Annotated in this window: 22 protein-coding genes and 1 pseudogene; 10 read left to right on the top strand and 13 right to left on the bottom strand. The window is 71.7% G+C overall.

Annotation, left to right across the window (positions count from 1 at the left end; genetic code table 11):
• Window positions 1-191 precede the first annotated feature (191 nt).
• The gene (locus HUT10_RS36650) at window positions 192-560 is read right to left on the bottom strand and encodes a hypothetical protein (protein WP_176175367.1); all 369 of its coding nucleotides are present in this window, start codon (window positions 558-560) and stop codon (window positions 192-194) included.
• Between HUT10_RS36650 and HUT10_RS36645 the strand changes: the two genes are divergently transcribed.
• From HUT10_RS36645 to HUT10_RS36625, 5 genes are all read left to right on the top strand, one after another.
• The gene (locus tag HUT10_RS36645; protein WP_176175366.1) at window positions 547-783 is read left to right on the top strand and encodes a hypothetical protein; all 237 of its coding nucleotides are present in this window, start codon (window positions 547-549) and stop codon (window positions 781-783) included. The genes HUT10_RS36650 and HUT10_RS36645 overlap by 14 nt on opposite strands.
• A 78-nt stretch (window positions 784-861) precedes the next feature.
• The gene (locus HUT10_RS36640; RefSeq protein ID WP_176178210.1) at window positions 862-1,638 is read left to right on the top strand and encodes a metalloregulator ArsR/SmtB family transcription factor; all 777 of its coding nucleotides are present in this window, start codon (window positions 862-864) and stop codon (window positions 1,636-1,638) included.
• Window positions 1,639-1,848: 210 nt separating this feature from the next.
• Window positions 1,849-3,006: an EfeM/EfeO family lipoprotein gene (locus tag HUT10_RS36635; protein ID WP_176178209.1), complete on the top strand. Its 1,158-nt coding sequence runs from the start codon at window positions 1,849-1,851 to the stop codon at window positions 3,004-3,006.
• Entirely contained in the window at window positions 3,003-4,199 is a 1,197-nt protein-coding gene (locus tag HUT10_RS36630; protein WP_176175365.1) for a Dyp-type peroxidase, read from the top strand. Before HUT10_RS36635 ends, HUT10_RS36630 begins: the two co-directional genes overlap by 4 nt.
• 23 nt (window positions 4,200-4,222) lie before the next feature.
• Window positions 4,223-5,842 carry a phospholipase C gene (locus HUT10_RS36625; RefSeq protein WP_176175364.1) on the top strand — a complete coding sequence of 540 codons (1,620 nt, stop codon included), beginning with the start codon at window positions 4,223-4,225 and terminating at the stop codon, window positions 5,840-5,842.
• Window positions 5,843-5,882: 40 nt separating this feature from the next.
• Here HUT10_RS36625 and HUT10_RS36620 read toward each other — a convergent pair whose 3' ends face one another.
• The 8 genes from HUT10_RS36620 to HUT10_RS36585 form a co-directional block, all read right to left on the bottom strand.
• Window positions 5,883-6,299, bottom strand: coding sequence for an ATP-binding protein (locus HUT10_RS36620; protein WP_176175363.1), 417 nt, complete (start codon window positions 6,297-6,299; stop codon window positions 5,883-5,885).
• Entirely contained in the window at window positions 6,296-6,652 is a 357-nt protein-coding gene (locus tag HUT10_RS36615; RefSeq protein WP_254897189.1) for an STAS domain-containing protein, read from the bottom strand. Before HUT10_RS36615 ends, HUT10_RS36620 begins: the two co-directional genes overlap by 4 nt.
• Before the next feature lie 34 nt (window positions 6,653-6,686).
• The gene (locus HUT10_RS36610) at window positions 6,687-7,127 is read right to left on the bottom strand and encodes a response regulator (RefSeq protein ID WP_176175362.1); all 441 of its coding nucleotides are present in this window, start codon (window positions 7,125-7,127) and stop codon (window positions 6,687-6,689) included.
• Window positions 7,124-8,701: an ATP-binding protein gene (locus HUT10_RS36605; protein WP_176175361.1), complete on the bottom strand. Its 1,578-nt coding sequence runs from the start codon at window positions 8,699-8,701 to the stop codon at window positions 7,124-7,126. The genes HUT10_RS36610 and HUT10_RS36605 overlap by 4 nt, the downstream gene beginning before the upstream one ends.
• On the bottom strand, window positions 8,691-9,893 hold the full coding sequence (locus tag HUT10_RS36600) for a PP2C family protein-serine/threonine phosphatase (protein WP_176175360.1): 1,203 nt from the start codon (window positions 9,891-9,893) through the stop codon (window positions 8,691-8,693). The genes HUT10_RS36605 and HUT10_RS36600 overlap by 11 nt, the downstream gene beginning before the upstream one ends.
• A gap of 182 nt (window positions 9,894-10,075) precedes the next feature.
• The gene (locus HUT10_RS36595; RefSeq protein ID WP_254897188.1) at window positions 10,076-11,413 is read right to left on the bottom strand and encodes a DUF2252 family protein; all 1,338 of its coding nucleotides are present in this window, start codon (window positions 11,411-11,413) and stop codon (window positions 10,076-10,078) included.
• A 34-nt stretch (window positions 11,414-11,447) separates the two neighbouring features.
• Window positions 11,448-12,491 carry a DUF6801 domain-containing protein gene (locus HUT10_RS36590; protein ID WP_176175359.1) on the bottom strand — a complete coding sequence of 348 codons (1,044 nt, stop codon included), beginning with the start codon at window positions 12,489-12,491 and terminating at the stop codon, window positions 11,448-11,450.
• A gap of 78 nt (window positions 12,492-12,569) precedes the next feature.
• Window positions 12,570-13,799, bottom strand: a complete 1,230-nt coding sequence (locus HUT10_RS36585) for a DUF6801 domain-containing protein (protein ID WP_176175358.1) — start codon at window positions 13,797-13,799, stop codon at window positions 12,570-12,572.
• Between the two features lie 333 nt (window positions 13,800-14,132).
• Here HUT10_RS36585 and HUT10_RS36580 point away from each other — a divergent pair, with 333 nt between their 5' ends.
• Window positions 14,133-14,696, top strand: coding sequence for a hypothetical protein (locus HUT10_RS36580; RefSeq protein WP_254897187.1), 564 nt, complete (start codon window positions 14,133-14,135; stop codon window positions 14,694-14,696).
• Window positions 14,693-15,880 carry a lipase family protein gene (locus tag HUT10_RS36575; RefSeq protein ID WP_176175357.1) on the top strand — a complete coding sequence of 396 codons (1,188 nt, stop codon included), beginning with the start codon at window positions 14,693-14,695 and terminating at the stop codon, window positions 15,878-15,880. Before HUT10_RS36580 ends, HUT10_RS36575 begins: the two co-directional genes overlap by 4 nt.
• Here the strand turns inward: HUT10_RS36575 and HUT10_RS36570 are convergent, their stop codons facing one another.
• Window positions 15,881-16,486 carry a hypothetical protein gene (locus HUT10_RS36570; RefSeq protein ID WP_176175356.1) on the bottom strand — a complete coding sequence of 202 codons (606 nt, stop codon included), beginning with the start codon at window positions 16,484-16,486 and terminating at the stop codon, window positions 15,881-15,883.
• Between the two features lie 39 nt (window positions 16,487-16,525).
• Here HUT10_RS36570 and HUT10_RS36565 point away from each other — a divergent pair, with 39 nt between their 5' ends.
• Window positions 16,526-17,056, top strand: a complete 531-nt coding sequence (locus tag HUT10_RS36565; RefSeq protein WP_176175355.1) for a GtrA family protein — start codon at window positions 16,526-16,528, stop codon at window positions 17,054-17,056.
• On the opposite strand, the gene HUT10_RS36560 is transcribed toward HUT10_RS36565, so the two are convergent.
• The 3 genes from HUT10_RS36560 to HUT10_RS51375 all read right to left on the bottom strand — a co-directional run bounded on the left by HUT10_RS36560 (window position 16,946) and on the right by HUT10_RS51375 (window position 19,041).
• Entirely contained in the window at window positions 16,946-17,656 is a 711-nt protein-coding gene (locus HUT10_RS36560) for a GNAT family N-acetyltransferase (RefSeq protein WP_176175354.1), read from the bottom strand. The two genes, HUT10_RS36565 and HUT10_RS36560, sit on opposite strands and share 111 nt — an antisense overlap.
• Window positions 17,657-17,830: 174 nt before the next feature.
• Window positions 17,831-18,559 carry a helix-turn-helix domain-containing protein gene (locus HUT10_RS51380; protein WP_254897186.1) on the bottom strand — a complete coding sequence of 243 codons (729 nt, stop codon included), beginning with the start codon at window positions 18,557-18,559 and terminating at the stop codon, window positions 17,831-17,833.
• Window positions 18,556-19,041, bottom strand: coding sequence for a hypothetical protein (locus tag HUT10_RS51375; RefSeq protein WP_254897185.1), 486 nt, complete (start codon window positions 19,039-19,041; stop codon window positions 18,556-18,558). Before HUT10_RS51375 ends, HUT10_RS51380 begins: the two co-directional genes overlap by 4 nt.
• A gap of 177 nt (window positions 19,042-19,218) precedes the next feature.
• On the opposite strand from HUT10_RS51375, the gene HUT10_RS36550 reads away from it, so the two are divergent.
• Both HUT10_RS36550 and HUT10_RS52310 read left to right on the top strand, forming a co-directional pair.
• Window positions 19,219-20,421 carry a CdaR family transcriptional regulator gene (locus HUT10_RS36550; RefSeq protein WP_176178205.1) on the top strand — a complete coding sequence of 401 codons (1,203 nt, stop codon included), beginning with the start codon at window positions 19,219-19,221 and terminating at the stop codon, window positions 20,419-20,421.
• A gap of 614 nt (window positions 20,422-21,035) precedes the next feature.
• Window positions 21,036-21,946: pseudogene (locus HUT10_RS52310) on the top strand (alpha/beta fold hydrolase).
• The last annotated feature ends 166 nt before the right edge of the window (window positions 21,947-22,112 follow it).

Below are 22,112 nucleotides of genomic sequence, written 5' to 3'. Positions count from 1 at the left end.
GTTCCGCCATCGGTTGGTTTGAAACCATCGACCGGCCCGGCGGGCAGTTCGTTCACCATTTCCTGGAATGGTTTCCCGACCTGCAGGACGATCAATTTCTTCTGGGCGGGCACGTCCCTCGGCTCGAAGGTGGCGCCGGCGGTCAGCGGGCAGTTCGCCACCGCGGTGCCCTCCGACGCGAAGCCGGGCTCCTACACGGTGACCGCGATCTGCACGAGCCAGAAGCAGACGGCGAGCGGCACCTTCGTCGTCACCGGGGTCACCACGCCGACCACCACGCCCCCGCCGCCGGTGACGACCACCACGCCTCCGCCGGTGACCACGCGGCCCACCCGGCCGGGCACCATCACGACCCCGGCCACCCCGACCACCACCACCCCGCCGCCGACCACGAGCACGCCGCCGCCGTCCACGCCCGCCACCCCCACGACCTCGAGCACCACCCCCAAGCCCGGCGATCTCGTGCTCGACCGGCCCAGCATCAAGCCCGGCGAGGCGCTCTCCGCCTCCGGGAAGGGCTGCCAACCGGGCCGGATGGTGACGTTGATGTCGGACGGCACCGAAGTCGGCACCGGCTACACCGACAGCGCCGGCGCCTTCACCGCACCGGTCGAGTTCACCCGCATCGAGGCCGGGCGGCACACCGTGGTCGCCGAGTGCGGGGTACGGCTGACCGGCGCCGTCGACCAGGTCGTGACCCGCTCGTCCGGCGGGCAGACCGGCACGCTGGTCGTCCTCGTGTTCTTCGTCCTCGCGAGCATCACGGTGATCCGCTTCCGGTGATCCCCGGTTGACATGCACCCGCCCGGCTGCCTATCGTCGAAAGGCAGCCGGATGGCTGCATGTATCGGGGAAGGCGCGATGGACGAGGTCTTCAAGGCGCTGGCCGATCCCAGCCGCCGCCGGCTGCTCGACGCGCTGAACGAGCGCAACGGCCAGACCCTGCGCGAGCTGTGCGCGGGGCAGGACATGGCCCGCCAGTCGGTGAGCAAGCACCTGGCCGTGCTCGAGGCGGCCGGGCTGATCACGACCACCTGGCGCGGCCGCGAAAAGCTGCACCACCTCGACGCCGCGCCGATCAACGCGATCGCCGAGCGCTGGATGACCCGCTACGACCGGCGGCGGGCCGGCGCGCTGGCCGATCTGAAACGAGCACTGGAGTCCGCACCGATGAACGATTTCGCCTACACCACCTACATCGCCACCACGCCGGAGAAACTCTGGCAAGCGCTTACCGATCCGGCGTTCACGAGCCGTTATTGGGGTGTTTCCTTCGAAACCGACTGGAAACCGGGCTCACCGATGACGTGGGCCGAAGGCGGCGCGAAAACCGGCGACCCCGAACAGGTCGTCCTCGAATCGGAACCATATCGACGGCTTTCCTACACCTGGCACACGTTCACCGGCGAATGGGCGAAAGCCAACGGCGTCGACGAGGAAACGCTGGCGAAACTGCAGAGTGAAAGCCGGACAAAGGTCACGTTCACCCTCGAGCCGCACGGGGAAATGGTGAAGCTGACCGTGCTCCACGACGGTTTCGACCCCGGCAGCACGGCGCTGGAGATGTGCAGCCAGGGCTGGCCCGCGCTGCTGTCCAGCCTCAAGACGCTGCTGGAGACCGGCGCACCACTCGGGTGACCCCGGCCGAACCGGTCGAATTTCCCGAACCCGACAGATCTGACACAGAGATACGTCTGAATCCTCCCCTTTCGTCGGCGCCCGGCTGAAGTCCCGGTGAACTTCCTCCGTTCGACTCGATCCGCTGCGGTTTTCCGGGCGTTAGGCTCGCATAATCCGTGACCGGTGATGGTCCGATCGAGTGACGGGAGTGTGCGCGTGCCGGGGTCAGTGCGAACCCGCTGGATCGTGGTGGCCGTGGTCGTGGCCGCCGCGGCGGGCGCCGTCGTCGCGTTCTGGCCGGACAACGCGGCGGCCGGCGACCCCGAGATCGCGGTCTCGCGCTCGGCGTGCGGCACCGGCTGGACGGATCCGAAGCCGGGCCCGCAGACGTTCCACCTGCACAACACCGGTTCGGTGACGGCCGAGGTCGACCTGATCGACCCGGCGACCGGCGTGATCTACGGCGAGGTCGAGGGCCTCGGCGCGGCGACGACCCGGCCGTTGCAGGTGAACCTGGGCAACGGCAGCTACGCGTTCCGCTGCCTGCCGGAGGACGCGGGCGCGATCGTCGGGCCGGCCGTGCGGATCACCGGCGGCGCCGAGCGGACCGGGCCGGGCGTCGCGCCGGTGACCCACGATGACCTGCTCGGCCCGCTCAAGGCCTACCAGCAGCACGTCACGACCGGCCTCGGCGAGTTGGTCGCGGACACCGGCGCGCTGAAGAACACCGTCCACGGCGGCGACCGCGCGGCCGGTCAGGCGGCGTGGCTGACGGCCCACCTGGCGTACGAGCGGCTGGGCGCGGCCTACGACGCGTTCGGCGACTCCGACAGCGCCCTCAACGGCACCGCCGACGGCCTGCCGGGCGGCCCGGCCGACCCGGGGTTCACCGGCTTCCACCGCCTGGAGCAGGGCCTGTGGCACGGCGAGGACCTGGGCGCACTCGCCGCGGTCGCCGACCGGCTCGACACCGACGCCCGCGCGTTGCAGGCGTCCTTCGCCGACAGCCAGGTCGACGGCAACGACCTCGGGCTGCGCGCGCACGAGATCATGGAGAACACGCTGCAGTTCGAACTCACCGGCCGCACCGACTACGGCAGCGGCACGAACCTGGCCACGGCCCGCGCGAACCTCGACGGCACCCGCGCGGTCCTCGACGTGCTGCGGCCGCTGCTGACGCCGAGGTACCCGCAGCTGTCCGAGGTGGACAGCTGGCTGGACCGCACGCAGAAGGCGCTGGACGCGGCCCACCGCCCGGACGGTACGTGGCTCCGCCCGGCCGAGCTGAGCCGGGAGCAGCGGCAGAAGCTCAACGCGGACGTCGGCGAGCTGACGGAACTGCTGGCCCCGATCGCGGCGATCGCCGAGCCGAGGAGGGTCTCGTGACCGGCCTCCCCCGCCGCTCCTTCCTCCGCCGGGCCGCCGTCGGTGCCGGGCTCACCGTGGCCGCCGGGGCCGGGCTGGGCGCGTCCTCCGCGGCCGGCACCGATGGCCGCTCGCCCGTGCCCTTCCACGGCCCCCACCAGGCCGCCATCCTCCGGAAACCACCCGCCCAGACCGTCGTCGCCTCCTTCGACGCCGTCGCCGGGTCCAAGGCCGAGCTCACCGAGCTCTTCCGCGCCATCACCGACCGGGCGCGGTTCCTCACCGCCGGCGGGGCGCCCGCCGCGCTCGGGATCACCGCGCCGCCCGCCGACTCCGGCGTTCTCGGGCCCGTCGTGCCCGGCAGCGACCTCGGTGTCGTCCTCGGCGTCGGCGCGAGCCTCTTCGACGACCGGTACGGGCTCGCGAAACTCAAGCCCGCCAAGCTGAAGCCGATGACGACGTTCCCGGACGACGCCCTCGACCCGGCCCAGTGCCACGGCGACCTCAGCCTGGTCCTGTCCGCGAACGACACCGACACCGTCCTGCACGCCCTGCGCGACATCGCCCGCGCCACCCGCGGCGGCATGCAGCTGCGCTGGAAGCTCACCGGCTTCAGCTCCCCACCGCGCCCGGACGGCACGCCCCGCAACCTGATGGGCTTCAAGGACGGCACCGCCAACCCCGCCGACTCCGAACTGGACAGTCTGGTGTGGACGAAGGGCGAGCCCGCGTGGACCACGGGCGGCAGCTACCAGGTCGTCCGGCTGATCCGGATGCTCGTCGAGTTCTGGGACCGGGTTTCGCTGGCCGAGCAGGAGAACATGATCGGCCGCCGCCGGGACACCGGCGCCCCGCTCGACGGCACGCAGGAGACCGACGTCCCGCGGTACGCCGACGACCCCGTCGGCACCGTCATCCCGCTGACCAGCCACATCCGGAAAGCGAACCCGCGCACACCGGAGACCGACGCCGGCCGCATCCTGCGCCGCGCGGTGAACTACGACCGCGGCGTCGACAGCAACGGCAACCTCGACATGGGCCTGCTGTTCGTCTGCTACCAGCAGGACCTGGAGCGCCAGTTCGAGGCCGTCCAGACCCGGCTCGCCGGCGAACCGCTCACCGACTACATCTCCCCGTTCGGCGGCGGCTACTTCTTCGCGCTGCCGGGCGTCACCGGCCCGGACGACCACTTCGGGCGTTCCCTGCTCACCTGACCCCACCACGAAAGGAATCCACTGTGGACAAAAGGATCCGCCGGCGACGGCGGGGCCTGCTCGGCGCCGGGGCACTCGCCTCGGTGGCCACGCTGGCCGTCGTCACCGGCTCCGCGGCGACCACCGCGGAAGCCCAGCCGCTGAACCTGTTCCCCGCCCACTGGATCCCGACGTCGACGCCGATCAAGCACGTCGTCGTCATCTTCGGCGAGAACATCTCGTTCGACCACTACTTCGGCACCTACCCGGACGCGGCCAACACCGACGGCACGCCGTTCACCGCCGCGCACGGCACCCCGAAGGTCAACGGCCTCGACAAGAAGCTGCTGACCGACAACCCGAACGCCTACAACCCGAAGCGGCTCACGCCCCAGCAGGCCATGACCTGCGACCAGAACCACAACTACGGCGCGGAGCAGGCCGCCTTCAACGGCGGCAAGATGGACAAGTTCGTCGAGAAGACCGAGACAGACAAGTGCACCGGCCAGCCGATCCTGTTCGGCGAACCCGGCCTGGTGATGGACTACTACGACGGCAACACCGTCACCGGCATGTGGAACTACGCCCAGCACTACGCCCTGAACGACAACTCGTTCAACACGGTGTTCGGCCCGTCCAGCCCCGGCGCGATCGACCTGATCTCCGGCAACACCCACGGCGTCCAGGCCGTCGACCCGGTGACGCACGAGCCGGTCAGCGACGCCTACGCGGTGCAGTCGCCGGATGCCAACGGCATCGGCACGATGATCAACGACCCGGATCCGGCGTGGGACGACTGCTCGGGCAAGAACCACACGAGCAAGGACAACCTGGCCACCATGCACGGCCGCAACATCGGTGACCTGCTCAACCAGCGCCACGTGACGTGGGGCTGGTTCCAGGGCGGCTTCCGCCCGACCGGCACGGCCAACGGGTACGCGGTCTGCGGCCGGACGCACAAGAACGTCGGCGGCAACGCGGTGGTCGACTACAGCCCACACCACGAGCCGTTCCAGTACTACCCGTCGACGGCGAACCCGAAGCACCTCCCGCCGTCCTCGGTGCAGGCGATCGGCCAGACCGACCGCGCGAACCACCAGTACGACATCGCGGACTTCAACGACTCGCTGCAGGCCGGCTCGATGCCCGCGGTGAGCTTCCTGAAGGCCCCGCAGTACCAGGACGGCCACGCGGGCTACTCGGACCCGCTGGACGAGCAGCAGTTCGTGGTCGGGGAGATCAACCGGATCCAGCAGTCCCCGGAGTGGAAGTCGACGGCGATCGTGCTGGCCTACGACGACTCGGACGGCTGGTACGACCACCAGAAGTCCCCGATCCTGAACGGTTCCCACGACACCGCGCAGGACCAGCCGGTCTGCACGGCGAAGGCGACGACGGTGGGCACCTACGCCGACCGCTGCGGCTACGGCCCGCGCCTGCCGCTGCTGGTGGTTTCCCCGTTCAGCAAGGTCAACCACGTCGACCACACGCTGACCGACCAGACGTCGGTGCTGAAGTTCGTCGAGGACAACTGGTTCACCGGCCGCATCGGCGACTCGTCGTTCGACACGCGCGCCGGGTCGCTCACCGGGATGTTCGACTTCTGGTGGCCGAAGGCCCGGAAGGTCACCCTCGACCCGAAGACCGGCGCCGTCGTCAAGTAGCACCGCCGCGGGAGGCCACCACCGGCAGCGGTGGTGGCCTTCAGCGCGCGTCGGGCACCGCGTCCAGGTCCCAGGTCAAGGTCACGACCGTCCCCGAATCACCCGGGGCGATGTCCGCGCGGTCCGCGCTCGCCCGCAGCAGCAGCAACCCCCGGCCCCGCAGGGACACCGGCTGGGTGTCCGGCACCGGTGCCCGCCACCGGCCGTGGTCGGTGATCACCACTTCGAGCCGTCCCGGGTGCAGGGCCGCGTCGACGTCGACCACGCCCGGCTCCGCGTCGCCGTACGCGTGGTCGGCCACGTTCGCCAGTGCCTCGTAACTGGCCAGCACGATGTCGCCCGCCCGGGTCTCCTCGACGCCGGCCCCCAGCACCCAGGCCATCAGGTCGTGCCGCAGGCGGCGGAGGGCGCCGGGCACCGCGGGAACGCCGTGGCAGCGGAACGGTGCCGGCCTCATGCGAGTGCTTCGTCGACGGTCGGGTGGACGCCGATCCACGTGTCGAGCCCGGTCGTCTTCAACGGGCCCGACGTCACCGGGGAATCGCTCACCACGCGCAGCGCGCGCTCGGCCACCCGGCGGTGGGCCGCGGCGAGCACCTGCAGCCCCGCCGAGCAGAAGAACGTCACCTCGCGCAGATCGACCACCAGCTTCTCCGGCCCGCGGGCCAGCACCACGTCGACGACTTCCCCGAACTCCGGCGCGCTGACCAGGTCGATCTCCCCCGCCACGGCCAGCACCGCCGACCGGCCCCGCCAGTCGAGCGTCACCGCCAGTTCGGTGGCGGGCAGGTCCGGCGTCGAAGGCGTCACGGCCTCCCATCGTGCCGCACTCCCCGCCAAACGGCTACCGGTGCGGGAGTTTCACCACCGTCACCCAGAAGTCGTCGATCTTCCGGACCACTTCGACGAACTTCTCGAAGTCGACCGGCTTGGTGACGTAGGCGTTCGCGTGCAGCTCGTAGCTGCGCAGGATGTCCTCCTCCGCCTCGGACGTGGTCAGCACGACCACCGGGATCGTGCACAGCCCGGGGTCCTGTTTGATCTCGCCGAGCAGCTCCCGGCCGTCCTTGCGGGGCAGGTTGAGGTCGAGCAGGATCAGCCCCGGCCGCGGCGCCGTCCCGAACGGCCCTTCGCGCTTGAGGAACCGCAGCGCTTCGACGCCGTCCTCGGCGACGTGCAGCGGGTTGCGGATCTTGTGGTGGGCGAAGGCTTCCCGGGTCATCAGCACGTCACCCGGGTCGTCCTCGACGAGCAGGATGTCGATCGGGGTCGGCGCCTGCGTCATGCGGTCCCCTCCTCCTCGCGGGCCGGCTCCTCGCGGGCCGGCAGGGTGAAGCGGAACGTGGTGTCGGAAGCTTCGGTGTCGAGCCAGATCCGGCCGCCGTGGTACTCGACGATCCGGCGGCACAGGGCCAGGCCGATGCCGGTGCCCGGGTACGCGGACCGCGTGTGCAGGCGCTGGAACAGCGCGAACACCCGTTCGGCGTACTCCGGGTCGATGCCGATCCCGTTGTCCGACACCGAGAACACCCAGTCGTCGCCGTCGCGTTCGGCGCTGACCCGGACCTCCGGCGGTGCCTCGCCCTTGAACTTCAGCGCGTTGCCGATGAGGTTCTGGAACACCGCCGTCATCAGCGCGGGCTCGACGCGCACCTGCGGCAGCTCGCCGCGGCTGACCTTGCCGCCGCTCAGCGACAACGCCACCTCGAGGTTCGCGATCGCCTCGTCGGCCAGCGCACCCGCGTCGGCCACGACGTGCTCGCCCGGCTTGCGGCCGACCCGCGAGAACGCCAGCAGGTCGTTGATCAGCACCTGCATCCGCTTCGCGCCGTCGACGGCGTACTCGATGTACTGCTCGCCGCGCTCGTCGAGCAGGCCCTGGTAACGCCGCTGGAGCAGCTGGCAGAAGCTCGCCACCTTCCGCAGCGGTTCCTGCAGGTCGTGCGAAGCGACGTAGGCGAACTGCTCGAGGTCGGCGTTGGACCGTTCCAGCTCACGGGTGCGCCGGTCCAGCATCGCGGTGGACCGCTCCGCTTCCTGCGTGCGCCGGTCCAGCAGCGCGTGCGCCCGCTCGAGTTCGGCCACCTCGTCGAGGATGCGCTGCCGCATCGCCTCGACGTCGGCACCGAGCTGGGCGATCTCGCGCGGCCCGCTGCTGTGCACCGGGTGGTGGATGTCGGAATCCGCGACCCGGCGGACCTCGCCGGCCAGCCGCAGGATCGGCCGGGTGACGAACTGCCGCAGGCCGAAGAACAGCATCGCGAACAACACCACGACGAGCACCGCGACGACCACGAACATCGCGTTGAGGAAGCGCGCCGCCGCGTCCAGGTCGGCGCGGCCGGCGTCGCGGATCGCGGCGAGGTGGTCGAGCTGGGTGTCGAGCGCCTTGCGCACGTCGACGAACAGCGCCCGGCCGCGTTCGACCTGGGCCGCGGTGACCGGTGGCGCGGCGGGCGCGATGGTGGGCGCGGCCGCGGCCTGCCAGGCGGTGGCCGCCCGCACCACGGCGTCGAGGTCGTCCCCGATCCGGGTGCCGGGGGCCGCGCCGAGCTGCCGCAGCTGCGTGACCGCGTCGGCCTGCGCCCGCATCCCGTCGGTGTAGGGGACCAGGAACTCCGGCTGCCGGCCGAGCTGGTAGCCGCGGACCCCGCTTTCCTGGTTCAGCAGCGCGGTCGACAGCTGGATCGCAGCCAGCCGCTGCGGCCCGATCACGTCGAGCAGGCGGCCGCGGGCGTCGGCGAGGCTGTTCAGCGCCACGCCGGCGGCGACCAGCGCGGCGACCAGCAGCACGGCCTCGACGGCGGCGAGCAGCGCCAGCCTGCGGCGGATGGGCCTGCCGCGTACGTCAGCGCTCATCGGCCTCGGCTTCCGGGTCGTGGCTGAGCAGGGCGAGGGCGACGTCGTCGTCGAGGGGGCCGGAGTTGAGCCGCTCGGCGCGGGCGATCAGCTCGTCGAGCAGGACGTGGCCGTGGATCCCGGTCTCCCGCTTGATGTCGAGCACGAGAGCGGCCATCCGCTCGTGCCCGAGCCGCTCGGACCCGGCGCCGACGCGGCCTTCGAACACGCCGTCGGTGTAGAGCAGCAGCGACCACCCGGGCTCCAGCGGGACCTCCAGCGCGTCCCACTTGGCGCCTTCGACGACACCGAGCGGGACGCCGAGCCGCTCGCCGGAGAGCAGGTGCCCGTCGCCGGTGGTGAGCAGCAGCGGCGGCAGGTGGCCGGCCAGCGACAGCCGCAGGGATCTTCGGTCCGGCGCGACGACGACCATGCAGACGGTGGCGAACAGCGGCTCGATCCGCTCGTGCACCAGCACCCGCTCGACCATGGTCAGCACGTCGGGCATCGGCAGCCCGGCCATCACTAGCGAGCGCCACGCGATCCGCAGCGCGACGCCGAGCGCGGCCTCGTCCGGGCCGTGGCCGCAGACGTCGCCGATCATCATGTGCACGGTGCCGTCGGCGAGCTCGATCGCGTCGTAGAAGTCGCCGCCGAGCAGCGAGCCGTTGCGGCCGGGCCGGTAGCGGGCGGCCAGGTCGAGGTGCGGGTCGCGCAGCAGCGGGCTGGGCAGCAGGCCGCGTTCGAGCCGGGCGTTCTCCCGCGCGAGCAGCTGCTGCTGGAGGAACTGCTGCTCGACCTGCTCCGCGCGCTTGCGTTCGCGGGCGAAGCGCAGGGCCTTCACCAGCAGCGGGCCGTCGACCTGGTCCTTGACCAGGTAGTCCTGCGCGCCGGCGGCGACCGCGGCGACGCCGGTGGCCTGGTCGTGCTGCCCGGTCAGCACGACCACCGCGACGCCCGGCGCGTGCTGCCCGAGCTTGGTCAGCCCGGACAGGCCCATGGCGTCGGGCAGCTGCAGGTCCAGCACCACGCAGTCGGCGGTGAGCGGGCCGCTGAGCGCGGCGGTGAGCGTTTCGACGCGTTCGAGCGCGTAGGGCACGGCCGTGTCCGCCAGCATTTCCTCGACCAGCAGCGCGTCGCCGTCGTCGTCCTCGATCAGCAGCACCCGCAGGCGCGTGCGGGGATCCCACGAAGCGTCGAGCGCGGCGGTCACCGGCTTCTCCCGTTCGGCTGCTCTTGAGCCAGCACATCCAGACGATCAACCCTAGCGGCACCGGCGGCGGCCCTCTACGGCGCGAAACCGGTCCCACCGGGGTAGCGCTTTATAGCACCCCGATGTGACACCGGGTCGATAACGGTTCGGGTGAAAGCCGGATCCGGCGTCCGCCGGGGGCGTCAGAAGAGCGGCCGTCCGCTGTTCTTCGCGGCGACGTACGCCTGCCAGTCGCTGGCGACCTGGTCGGCGTAGCTCGTCGCGAAGGCCCGCGTCTCGGCCTGCAGCCCGGAGACCGACGTGATGGCGCCGTCGATCGCCGCGTCCGCCGAGTACGGCACCCCGGTGCCGGGGATGTCCTGGTCGGCACGGGCGTGGGCGGCGGCGAGCAGCCGGGCGACGTCCCGGACGGTGTCGTCCCAGATCGTGGACGTGGTCAGGTCGCCGATCTCCAGGTCCTCGGCGAACGGGGACTTCTCCTTCACCAGCACCGGCGTGCTCCCGACGCTCGCCCAGCCGGCCAGCGGGTCCGACTGGTTCGCCAGCCAGCGCAGGGCCAGTGCGGGACGCTGCCCGCCGGTCAGCGCGGTGGCGTTCGGCGCGAGCTGCTTCGGTGCCGGGTCGACCTCCTGCTTGAGTTCGAGGATCCGGTCGTCGGACGCCGACGTCGTGTCCCCCTCGACGAGCACGTACCAGCGGAACCGGCCGAGGCTGCCGGTGCCCGCGCCGGTCCGGCGGCGGACGTCCTTCACGACGGCCTCGGACGCCTTCAGCGGCTTGCCCGCGGTCGTCCGGTAGGCCGCGATCGCGTCGGTGAGCTGGGTGCGCGTCGCCGCGGACACCGGCTGCAGCTGCGGGTCGCTCTTGAAGTGGCCGCCGGTCGTCCACTTGGCCAGCAGGTCCGCGCGCTTGTCACCGGCGGCTTCGTCGATCAGGTCCCCCACCAGGTCGGACGTGTTGCCCGCGGTCAGCCGCCAGCTCGCTTCGTCGTTCGTCCCGTGGAACTTCCCGATCCACTGGGCGTACTCGGCGACGAAGGTGTCGACGTCGGTGGCGATCTGGCCGGCACTGCGGCCGCCGGCCCGGCCGGCGAGCACGATCGAGACGGCTTCCCGGCGCAGTTCCCACGTCCACGAACCACGCCAGGCGTCGTCGGTGTCGGTGAGCGCGAACTGCTCCTCGTTGTCGGCCCCGCGGTCGGCGCCGGTGTTCTCCAGGTGCGCGTCGCCGGTCAGCCACACGTTGCCGCCCGCGGTCGCGTACGCCGAGGGCGGCAGCTCACCGAGGTCCCGGTAGTACAGCGGGGACGTGCCCCGGAAGAACGCCCACGCACTCGACGACAGCGTCTGCGTCCGCAGCGTCAGCTCGTCGTCGGTCGCGCCGCCGTTGAGCACGTGCAGCGCGTGGTCGCGGTCGTGGACGACCGCCACCGGGTCCCGGCTCAGTCCGGCCGCCTCCCCGGGCGCGGCGGTGGCGAGCAGTGTGACAACGACCAGGGTCCCCACAGTGGTTCGAAGCATTCCTCCACGTATACCGGCGCGAGGTGAGCGGCAGTCAGCGCGCGGTCAACGTCAGGGCGAACGTGTTCCCCGCGCCCTGCACCAGCGAGCTCAGGTACGCGGTGAACGCGCCGCAGCCGGTCAGCGGCGGGATCGCGTACTCCCCGCTCACCGGCCCGCCCGACGCGAGCGCGAACCCGGTGCCCGTCTTCAGGTCGACCGGGATCGAAGCACTCGCCCGGCACCCGGCGTCCGCGACCGGCAGCCCGAACAGCGTGACCTGGGGCAACGCCAGCGCCAGTTTCGCGTGCGCGACGAAGCCGTCGCCGGTGACCTCGCCGGTCTGCGGGCCGTCCGTGCTGAACTGCAGGTCGGCTGTCCCCGGCACGAACCCGAACACCTTGAACTCCGCCCGTGCCCGGTCGAACGCCGGGCTGAATCCCGTCAAGGACCCGGTGAGCGGCGCGGTCGCCCCCAGTGCCTGCACCGTCGTCGAGCCGCTGACGCCGTAAGCACGGGAAGCCGCACCGAGGTCGAAGCTCAGCAACACCGGGTCCTGCCCCGGGTCGAGCGTGCAGTCCGAGGTGAACGAGCCGAGCCCGGTGAACGAGCCGTCGGCCTTCTTCGGCGTGAGCCGCGCGCTGAAGCCGCCGATCGTCAGCGTCGTCTTCCCGGCGTTCGGCAGCTGCACCGGCGGGACCGAACCGGAGGCGTTCGTGGTGAACGGCCCCGACGACGGCACTGCGGTCTTCGCCACCGTCAGCGGGAGGCTCAGCGGCAGCGTGAGCGGGCCGTTGGTCAGCGTCACCCCTGCGGACGCCGTCCCTTCGATGCTCGCCGCGCCGACCAGGGTGAGGCCGCGGGCGGACTTGTCCGGCACGGTCACCGCCACCGCGAGGTCCGCCGTCGTGAAGGTGCCGCCGGGCGCGGACGGCACGTCGAACGACGCCTTGACCTCGACGGCCAGCTTTTGCAGCCCGATCAACGGGAACGGGCACGTGAAGCTCAGCTTCTTGTCGATCGGCGTCGACGCCACAGCGGGCGCGGCGATGGCGAGCGCGAGCACGCAGGCGGCGAGCAACGACCGGGCGATCCGCACGGGCGCTCCCTTTCTCGAGACGTGGCACCGGCCCCCGCCGCGGCACGCCTCGGCGCGCGGCGGGGGCCGGTAGCTGGGTTACTTCTTGGCGAGCACGAGGTTCAGCGAGTTGCCGTCACTCTTGGCGAACGCGCTGATGATGTCGTTGAACGAGCCGCAGTTCTGCAGCGCGGACAGCGAGTAGGTGCCCGACAGCTTGCCGCCCTTGAGCAGGTCGAAGTCGGGTCCGGTGGTCATCTCGCTGGTCGACGGGCTGACCGTGCCGCACTTCGGGTCGGTGCTGATCGGGATGCCGAACAGGTTGACCGTGGTGAGGAACGTGTCGAACTTGATGTGCGCCTTGAAGCCGGTGCCCACCAGCTCACCGGTCTGCGGGCCGTTCTGCACGACCTTGACGTCCGAGCTGCCCTGCAGGAAGCCGAACAGCTTGAAGTCGGTGTGCGTCGGGTTCAGCTGCAGGTTGCCGGTGAACGTCTTGGCCGACAGGTTGACGTCGGCGTCGAACGAGCCGGTGATCGGCGCGGTGCTGCCGAGCGACTTCAGCGCGGTCTGCCCGGTGATGCCGAAGGAGTACTTGATGCCCCCGCCCGGCGGCGTGGTGGTGGGCGGGGTCGTCACCGGCGGCGTGGTCGTCGGCGGCGTGGTGACCGGCGGGGTGGTGGTGGGCGGGGTCGTCGTGCCGCCACCGCCGTTGATGGTGATCGTGGCCAGGGTGTTGTTCTGGCCGCTGTCCTGCGTGCAGGGCGCGTCGATCGTGCCGTCCGGCGTGATGCCGGTGACCGAGCCGTCGGCCTTGCGCGGGGTGACCTTGAGGTTCAAGTCGCCCACGGTGATCTTCGCCTGGCCGGCCTGGGTGAACGTCAGCGACGGCGTCTTGCCCGCCGCGTTGATGTTCATCTCACCGGACGCCGGGATGTTCGTCTTGTCCAGCGTGATCGGGACGCTGACCGGCAGGTTGAGGCTCGGTGCCGCGACCGTCGCGCTCGCGGTGGCGGTGCCCTCGAGCGTCGTGGCCCCGATCAGGCTCAGGCCGCTGACGGTGTCCGCGTTGATGGTGGACACGGCCTTGATGTCGAACGCGCCGGTCGGCTGCCCGGTGTTGACCGTGGTCGGCAGGTCGGTGTTGATCACCACCTTCAGCGACTGGGAACCCACCAGCGGGAAGGTGCAGTGGTAGTTCAGCGTCAGCGAGATGGGGTCGGCGGCGCTGGTCTGCGCCCCCACGACGAGCGCGGTGGCGACCAGCCCGACCGCCGCCGTGGCCGCGGCGGCCGCGGCCGTCTTCTTCTTGCCTCTTGGGTGACTCACGATGGTCCTTCCGTGTATCAACAGTGATACGAAACGGCGGAGCGTTCCCTGGAAATGACCGCCCGGAAATCGCTACCGAACGGTAAGCTAACGAGCGGAACGGGCAGCGATCAAGGGCTTTCCGCGAAAAGCTCACAGTAGTACGGCAAATTGTCACCCCGGCACGCCACACCGACCGCATTCCTAGCAGGACGGGGAAGGTTTGCCCAGCCCAGCGCCACCTTCGAACCGCTGACGCGCGTGACAAATCCGGTCGCCGCAATGTTGACGCGCATGCCAACCACCCATTCTCTTCTTGCTCGCCCGCGCGCGCGGCGCGTAGCTTCGAAACCCATGAAAAGAATGCACAGCGCGGTGCTCGTGATGTCGGCGGCCGCGGTTCTGTCGTGTTCCGCGTGCGGTTCGGACACCCCGCCCGACCCGGGCAGGCACGCCGACCCCGCGGCACTCGCCTGGGTGGACAAGGTGTGCACCGGCGTCGCCGCGGGCTCGGCGAAGCTCTCGCAGCCGCCGGCGGTCGACGACGCCGACCCGGTCAAGACCCGCGACGCGATGGTCGACTTCCTCGGCCGCCTCGGTTCCGCGCTCGACGACATGGCGGGCGGCCTGCGCACCGCGGGTGTCCCGCCCGTCCCGGATGGACAGTCCGTTGTGGACAAAGCGACCGGCAACCTGACCGAGACGAAGACCAAGCTGGCCGAGACGAAGACCCGGATGGAGCAGGCGAAGGTGACCGACCAGGCCAGCCTGCGCCAGGTCATCGCCGAAGCCGACGCGACGATGGGCAAGCTGGCCGATCCCGAGGGCCCGATCAAGGACCTCAAGGCCAACCCGGAGCTCGGCTTGGCCTTCAGCGAGTCCGCGACCTGCAAGCGCGTCTACGGGACCGGCGCGTGACGGCCCGCCGCGTGCTCGCCGCGCTGGTGGCCTTGGTCCTCACTGCGGCTTTCGCGCCCGCCGCGGCCGCCACCGCGCCCGCGCCGGGCCCCTCCGACGACTCGTTCTACACCCCGCCGTCACCGTTGCCCGCCGGCAAGCCGGGTGACGTGCTCCGCTGGCGGCCGTCGAACGCCGGCCCGCGCCACGCCTCGGTCGACGCGTGGCAGGTGATGTACCTGTCGACGAACGCGCTCGGGCAGCCCGACGCCGTCACCGGCACGGTGCTGGTGCCGAAGAACGCCGACCGCGCGACCGCTCCGATCGTCGCGTTCGCGCCGGGCACGCACGGCCCGGCGTTCGCCTGCACCCCGTCGAAGATGATCGACATCGGCGCCTTCTACGAGCAGCCGGGGCTCGACGACCTGCTCGACGCGGGGTACGCCGTCGCCGTCCCGGACTACGAGGGCTACCAGGCCACGCCGAAGACGACGTACGTCGTGGGCCGGTCCGAGGGCCCGGCGGTGATCGACGCGGTCCGCGCGGCCCAGCGGCTCGGCGCGGCCGGGCTGTCGGCGTCGGCGAAGGTCGTCTTCCGCGGGTACTCCCAGGGGGGTGGCGCCGCGGCGTGGGCCGGCGAACTGCAGCCGTCGTACGCGCCGGAGCTGAACCTCGTCGGGGTCGCGGCCGGCGGCGTGCCCGCCGACCTGGTCCAGGTGACCCTGCAGCTCGACGGCAAGTTCGGCTTCGGCGTGTTCGCCTACGCGCTGCTCGGCCTCGACCAGGCGTACCCGGAGCTGCAGCTGGACTCGTTCCTGAGCGACAACGGCCGCGCGAAGCTCGCCGAGATGAAGCAGAGCGCGTGCACGTTCGAGCTGCTCACGACGTACGCGAACCAGAAGATCGCGGACTACACGACCGGCCCTGGCTACATCAAGCCCGCGTGGGTGGCACGGCTGAACGAGAACAAGCTCGGCGGCACCCCGCCGCGGGTGCCGGTGTTCCTCTACCACGCGACCGGCGACCAGCTGGTGCAGTTCGCGCAGGCCGACAGCCTGCACAAGGCGTACTGCGCGGCCGGGGTCCAGGAGACGTGGAAGACCTACGACACCGACCACATCACGCTGGTCTACACCGGCAACGCCGACGTCCTGGCCTTCGTGAAGGACCGGATCGCCGGGAAGCCGGCCACGGCGAGCTGCTGATCAGCGGTTCCGGCCGCCGCGCGGGTGCTGCTGCCACGAGCTGAGCACCGAGCTGACGTACTCGCGCCACTGCTCCTCCGGCGACGCCGAGCTCGGCGTCGGCTCGGCCGCGGGCTTGCGCCCGGCGCCGGCCGGGGCGCTGGTGGTCTCGGCCGTGGTGTGCCGGACCTCGGCGGTGAGCGGCGCCGGCGCGGCGGAGGCGCTCATCGTCTCGACGGCTTCGCTGGAGGTCGGCGGCGGCACGACCGGGGCGGGCGCGCCGGGCGGCGGCACGGCCGTCCCGCCCACCTGGTGCGGCTGGAGCAGCACGACGGCGGCCAGCCCGAGCGCGACGGCCGCGCCCGCGGCGAGCACGAACGGCTTCGCGCGGCGGGACCGGACGGCGGGCGGCGCCTCCCGCGGGCGGTCGTCCTCCTCCGGTTCCCCGGCGGCCAGCTCGGCGTCGAGCACGGCCAGCGGATCGTGGACGGGTTCGGGCTCGGCGGCCGCGGCTTCCTCGGCGAGCTTCGCGTCGAGTTCACCGCGGATCATCAGCGGCTTCGTCTGCGAAAGGTTCACCAGCTCGGCGACCGAGGGCAGTTCGCCCTCACCGCCTGTGCGTGCCATCGAAAACCTCCACCCGTTCCGGCGTCACCTGGAGGAACCATGCCAGAGCCGCGAGAGCTGCTCCGCTTCGCCGTCGTCGGCCTGGCCGCGTACGGGGTCACACTACTGGGCGACTACAGCCTGAAGCTCACCGTGTTCCGTGAGAAGCCGGTGACGGCCCTCGCGATCGCCACGGTCGTCTCCACCGCGTTCGCGTACCTGCTGTCCCGCCGCTGGTCGTTCGCCGGTCGCGGCGGGCTCGGCCGGGTGCGCGAGGCGACGCTGTTCTTCGCGGTCAACGCGGGCGCGGTGGCGGTGAACCTGGTGCCGGCGCTGGTGTCGCGGTACGTGCTGCACCTGTCGGTGCCGCACGTCGGCTACCTGACGCAGGAAATCGCCGACTTCGTGGCCGGGATGCTGCTGGGCACGCTGGCGGGTACGGCGTTCCGCTGGTTCGGCTACCGGCGGTGGGTGTTCCCGTCAGCGCCACCAGTTGGCGTCGCCGAGGGTGGCGAAGCCGAGCTTCTCGTAGAGCGGCCGCCCGGCCCGCGAGGCGGTCAGCGTGACGGGCAGGTCCTCGAAGTGCCGTAGGACGGCGTACATCAGCGCGCGGCCGACGCCCCGGGAGCGGTGCTCGGGCCGGGTGGTCACCCAGTAGACGCCGCCGACGCCGCCGTGGGCCATGGTGAGGCAGGTGCCCTGGCTGCCCCTGCGGAAGAAGGCGGTGGCCTGGCGGAGGAGTTCGGCCGGGAAGACGGTACCGGGCCGGTGGGGCTGGTACTCCTCCAGCGGGAAGCCGTGGACGATCAGGTCTTCGGCTTCGGCCAGGTCGGCGGCGGTTTCGATGCGCTCGACGCCCTCGGCGGCCGGAGTGGGAGCGGGCTCGCGGGCCATCACGGGCAGCTGCCCGGCGGACATCCCCAGGTGGGCGAGGTCGAGCACCCGGAAGGGGTCTTCGACGACAACGGCCCGCCCCGCGCCCCGGCGCGCCTCGGCGAGCGCGCTCAGCTCGTCGACGGCGGCGGCACCGGGCGTGGCGGTCCGCAGCATGATCCGGAACCGGCGCCCATCGACGACGGTGAAGGCGGCGTGGTCTTCGACGTGGTCCCCGCGCGCGCGGGCCACGGTGCTCCACATGGCGACGGCGTTGTCGGAAGCCTGCCGCAGGCGCTCGGTGAGCAATCCGGTCATGCCAGGAGCCTAAAGCCGCAACGCCCCCCTGCCCCGGTCCAATCCAGCATGAGCGAACCAGGCCATTAACCCAGACCCGGAAACCGACCCTCCAGGCACGCAAGCCGACCGTCCAAGTACGCAAGCCGACCGTCCAGGTACGCAAGCCGACCGTCCGGGACGCGTGCCGACCCCTCAGCCGCGGTCCGGGAGCGCCCGCTCGGCCAGCAACGCAAGCTCCAGCCGCAGCCGCTCGGCCGGGTCGTCCAAGCGGTCCCCGAACAACTCGCTCAGCTTCTTGAGCCGGGCCCGGATCGTCTGCGGGTGCAGGTCGAGCAGCCGGCCCAGCTCCGGCGCGCTGCCGCGGGTGCGGACCAGCGCCAGCAGCGTCTCCGCGAGCTGCTCCCGCCGCCGTCCGGACAACCCGGCCAGCGGCTCCAACGTCGTCGTGGCCAGCTGGCCGACCAGGAACTCGTCCGCGAGCAGCAGGAGCGTCGTCACGTGGTCGCGGCACCAGATCACCGGGCCCGGGGCGTCCAGCAACCCCCTCGCGGCCAGGTCGACCGCGCGGCGGGCGACCCGGAACGACTCCGGTGCCTCGGCCGGCGCGACGAGCGGGCCGACCGCCGCCGTCCAGCCCGGGGGCAAGGCGGTCAAGCCGATGAGGTCCACGTCCGGGGCCGGTGTCAGCGCGGCCGGCGGGTCACCGGCCGGGTCGGCCGGGACGTGCTCCGGCAGCAGCCCGGGCGGGAACTCCGGGGCGCCCGGCAGCGCGCGGAACGCCACCGCCGCCACGCGCTCGGGCACCGGCAGCCCGGACGCGGCGAGCAGACCGTCCATTTCCTTGACCGAATCGGCCGCCGGGGTGCGGCCGCCGAGCAGCGCGCGCAGCAGGCGGCGGTGCCGTTCGCCGGTGCCCGTCACCGCGGCCTCCGCCGCGCTGTACCCTCCGCGACGGCCGCCATCGACGTCTCGACGTCGGCGAACATCCCTTCCGCGGCGCCGTACAGGACATCGCCGGACAGGCCCGCTTCCCGCGCGATGTCGGCGATCCACCGCCAGGTGACCCGGCTCGACACGCGCACGGCCGCCTGCACGGCTTCGCGGCTGAGGCCACTGTGGAACGCGTCCCGCCCGTGGCGGCGGAATTCCGCCAGCCGGTCGGCCTGCCACAGCGCCGGCGTGCCGACGCGGTCGACGTCCCGCTCGATCCCGCGCCGCGTCAGCTCGATCGCCGCCACGCGGCCGGGGCCGTCGGCGAACTTCCCGGAATATTCCGGAATCTCGGCGGCGACCGCGTCGACGCAGGCCCGGGCGATCTCCGGGATCCGCGGGCGCACCGCGTCGCCGAGCTCGTGCGGCAGCCGGGACCAGACGGAACTGTCCGAGGCAGCGGAACCACGCATGGGGAATTCAGTCCTCCACTGGGAATTGGCTCCTCGGAAATACTGACACGGAGCGTAGAACGCACACCCGTCCGTGTCAAAAGGACGTGTCGGCGTCACCCTTTCCGGGAACCGGTCGTTGATTTTTCAGTGACGCATGCGTCGGATACGCTCGGCGCCCACGCACTCGAAGGGGGATTGGTGGTCGAGTACCGCAGCTTTCGCCTGCTGGCTTCGCTGCCGCGCGCGCTCGGCGCGGGGTTGCGCCCGCACGTCGGGCACGCGGCGGCGTCGATGGTCCAGGAGGTGCAGCGCACGGTGCCCGCCTACGGCCAGCCGCTCAAGGGCGTGTTCGGCAAGGTGCTGGTGAAGAGCGTCGAGTTCGCGGTGCAGCACTGCATCGACTCGATGGGCGAGCCGGCGCTGTCCCACGACCACTGGATCGAGTTCTACCGCGGCCGCGGCCGGATCGAGTTCGCCGAGGGCCGGAACCTCGACGCGCTGCAGGACAGCGCCACGATCGGGGCCAGGGTGGCCTGGCGCGCGATGCACCCGGCGGTGGTCGCGGCCGGCGTCGACCCGGCGGTCATTTCGGTGGCCGCGGAGGCGATCTTCGCCTACGTCGACGAGCTGTGCGCGACCGCGATCGAGGGCTACCAGCAGGCCCAGGCCGAGGCCGAGGGCGCCGTCCCGGTCCGGCGGCGGCGCCTGCTGGAGCTGATCGCCGGCGCCCCGGAAGGGGCCGCGAGCAGCATCGCCGGCCTGGCCGGCGGGGCGGGCTGGCCCCTCCCGGAGAAGGCGGCGATGGTGGCCCTCGAACGCGGCCCGGACGCGGCGGACTTCCCGGCCGACCTGCTCGGCGACGGCGTCTTGGCCGACCTCGACGGCCCCGAGCCGTACCTGCTGACCAGCGACCCGGACGCGGACCTGGCCCCGCTGGCGGCCAAGCTCGACGGCTGGCGGGCGGCGGTCTCCCCGACGGTCCCCCTGGCCGACGCCCCGGCCGCACTCCGCACGGCCCGGCGGGCGTTGCTGCTGTCCGGCCCGGACGTGCCGGGCCCGATCATCTGGTGCCGCGACCACCTGGCCACGCTCTGGCTGCTGGCGGAGGACTTCCTGGCGGCCGAGCTCGCCCGGCAGAGCCTGGACCCGTTCGCCTCGCTGAGCGAGAAGCAGCGGGAGAGGCTGAGCGAGACGCTCCTGGCCTGGTTGGAGACGCGCGGGGGTGCGCCGGAGATCGCGCAACGCCTCGGGGTGCACCCGCAGACGGTCCGCAATCGTTTGCGCCAGCTGGAGGAACTGTTCGGCGACCGGTTGCGGGACGCCGACGACCGGCTGGGCATGCAGCTGGCGTTGCGGGCGCAGCGGCTGATGCGCGCGCACCGGCCGCCGGAGGGCTGATCCGGCCGGCCCTCGCCGCCCGGCCGGCCCTCGCGAGAAGCGGCAACCACTGAGCTGGGCGGCGACGATCGGGCTGACGGTCGAACGCGGCCTCCACCTTCGGCGTCGAGCGGCCTTCGGCGCGCGGAAGTTGTGGACAACTCCAGGCGCGGCCCGGGCGCGGGACCGGAATTGTCAGTGGCCGCGAGTAACGTTGAAACCGGGGGTCCCCCGAGCGGCGGGGAGCTTCGACGCGCCCGCAGCTCCGGCGCGGCGAGGCCCGTGCCCGGCCGCGCTCACCATCCGGTCCAGTGCGCGCACCGGCATCGGCAGCACCCGGCGCCACGGGCGGCGGCCCGGCCACCTCCGCGGCAGCCCCTGGTGAACGAAATGGAAACTCGCGCGGCAGGACATCAGCGCGTCCGGTGCGTCATTGCGACCATGTCTCCGAGGATTACCGGATACCGCCGGAATGTCGATACGCATTCCCGGTGACACCGCGAAAACCCGCACGCGCCGCCGCCTTTCGACAATCGGCTTTGTCACGTCCGTCCGTGATTTCGGGGCGGTGGCGTTCACCACATCCGCGGCAGCAGTCGGATGCCCTAATTTCGGGTTCGCGAGAAAGGCCACCCATGACCGTCAAGATCCTCACCCTGCACGGCCGCCGCATCCGGCTGCACGAGCACCTGCCGTCCGCGGATTCCGGCGACGAAGCGGTCGTGCTGCTGCACGGGATCGCCGGCAGCGCCGAAACCTGGGCGCCGGTGCTGGCCCGGTGGGAGGGCCGGCGCGTGCTGGCGCTCGACCTGCCCGGCCACGGCGAATCCGAAGCACCCCGCGCGGACTACGGTCTCGGCGCCATGGCGAGCACCGTGCGGGACGTGCTCGCGGTGTCCGGCGTGCGGCACGCGACCGTGGTCGGGCACTCGCTCGGCGGCGGCATCGCGCTGCAGTTCGCCTACCAGTTCCCGGAAATGTGCGACCGCCTCGTCCTGGTGGCCAGCGCCGGCCTCGGCACGGAGGTGAGCCCGGTGCTGCGGGCCGCCGCCCTGCCCGGCGCACCGGCCACAATGGCCCTCGCGGTCAACCGGGTAACGCTCGCGATCGGCGGGCCGCCGCCCGGCTCGGACGACGGCTCGGCGGGTCGTTGAAAACTGAAACACGGGAACTGGTCAGGCATTTCGCGTCGCTGGCCGACCCCGCACGGCGGCGGGCGTTCCTCTTCATCGCGCGCAGCCTGATCGACCTGCGCGGCCAGCGCGCGAGCGCCGTCGACAAGCTCTACCTCGCCGAAGCCGTGCCGGTGCTGCTGGTCTGGGGCGAGCGTGACCCGCTCATCCCGGTCGCGCACGGCCGCCGGACCGCCGCACTCCTGCCGGACAGCCACTTGACCGTTCTGGAAAACGTGAAACACTTTCCGCACGTGGCCGAGCCGGATCGGTTCTGCGCCCTGCTCAACGAGTTCCTCGCGGAGACCGCGCCCGCCCGGCTCACGCTCGACGACGTCGTCACGCGGCTGACAACCCCGGAACCGCTCACCTGAAAAGTTGTCACGCGCGCACCATCGGCGCCCGCCGGAAGTGTCACCTCCTCTCGCGCCGTTCCACCCGTTCGGGTGTAGTCCGGACGGGTTACCGCAAAGTCAGCGGAGAACCCGTTGACAGTGCCGTTCGCGCGAAATTATGTTGCCTGAGCCACAAAAACCGGAT

Origin of the sequence: Amycolatopsis sp. Hca4, from assembly GCF_013364075.1 — a bacterium.
In the GTDB taxonomy this organism is placed as follows: domain Bacteria; phylum Actinomycetota; class Actinomycetes; order Mycobacteriales; family Pseudonocardiaceae; genus Amycolatopsis.
This window is presented reverse-complemented; position numbering and strand designations above follow the sequence as displayed.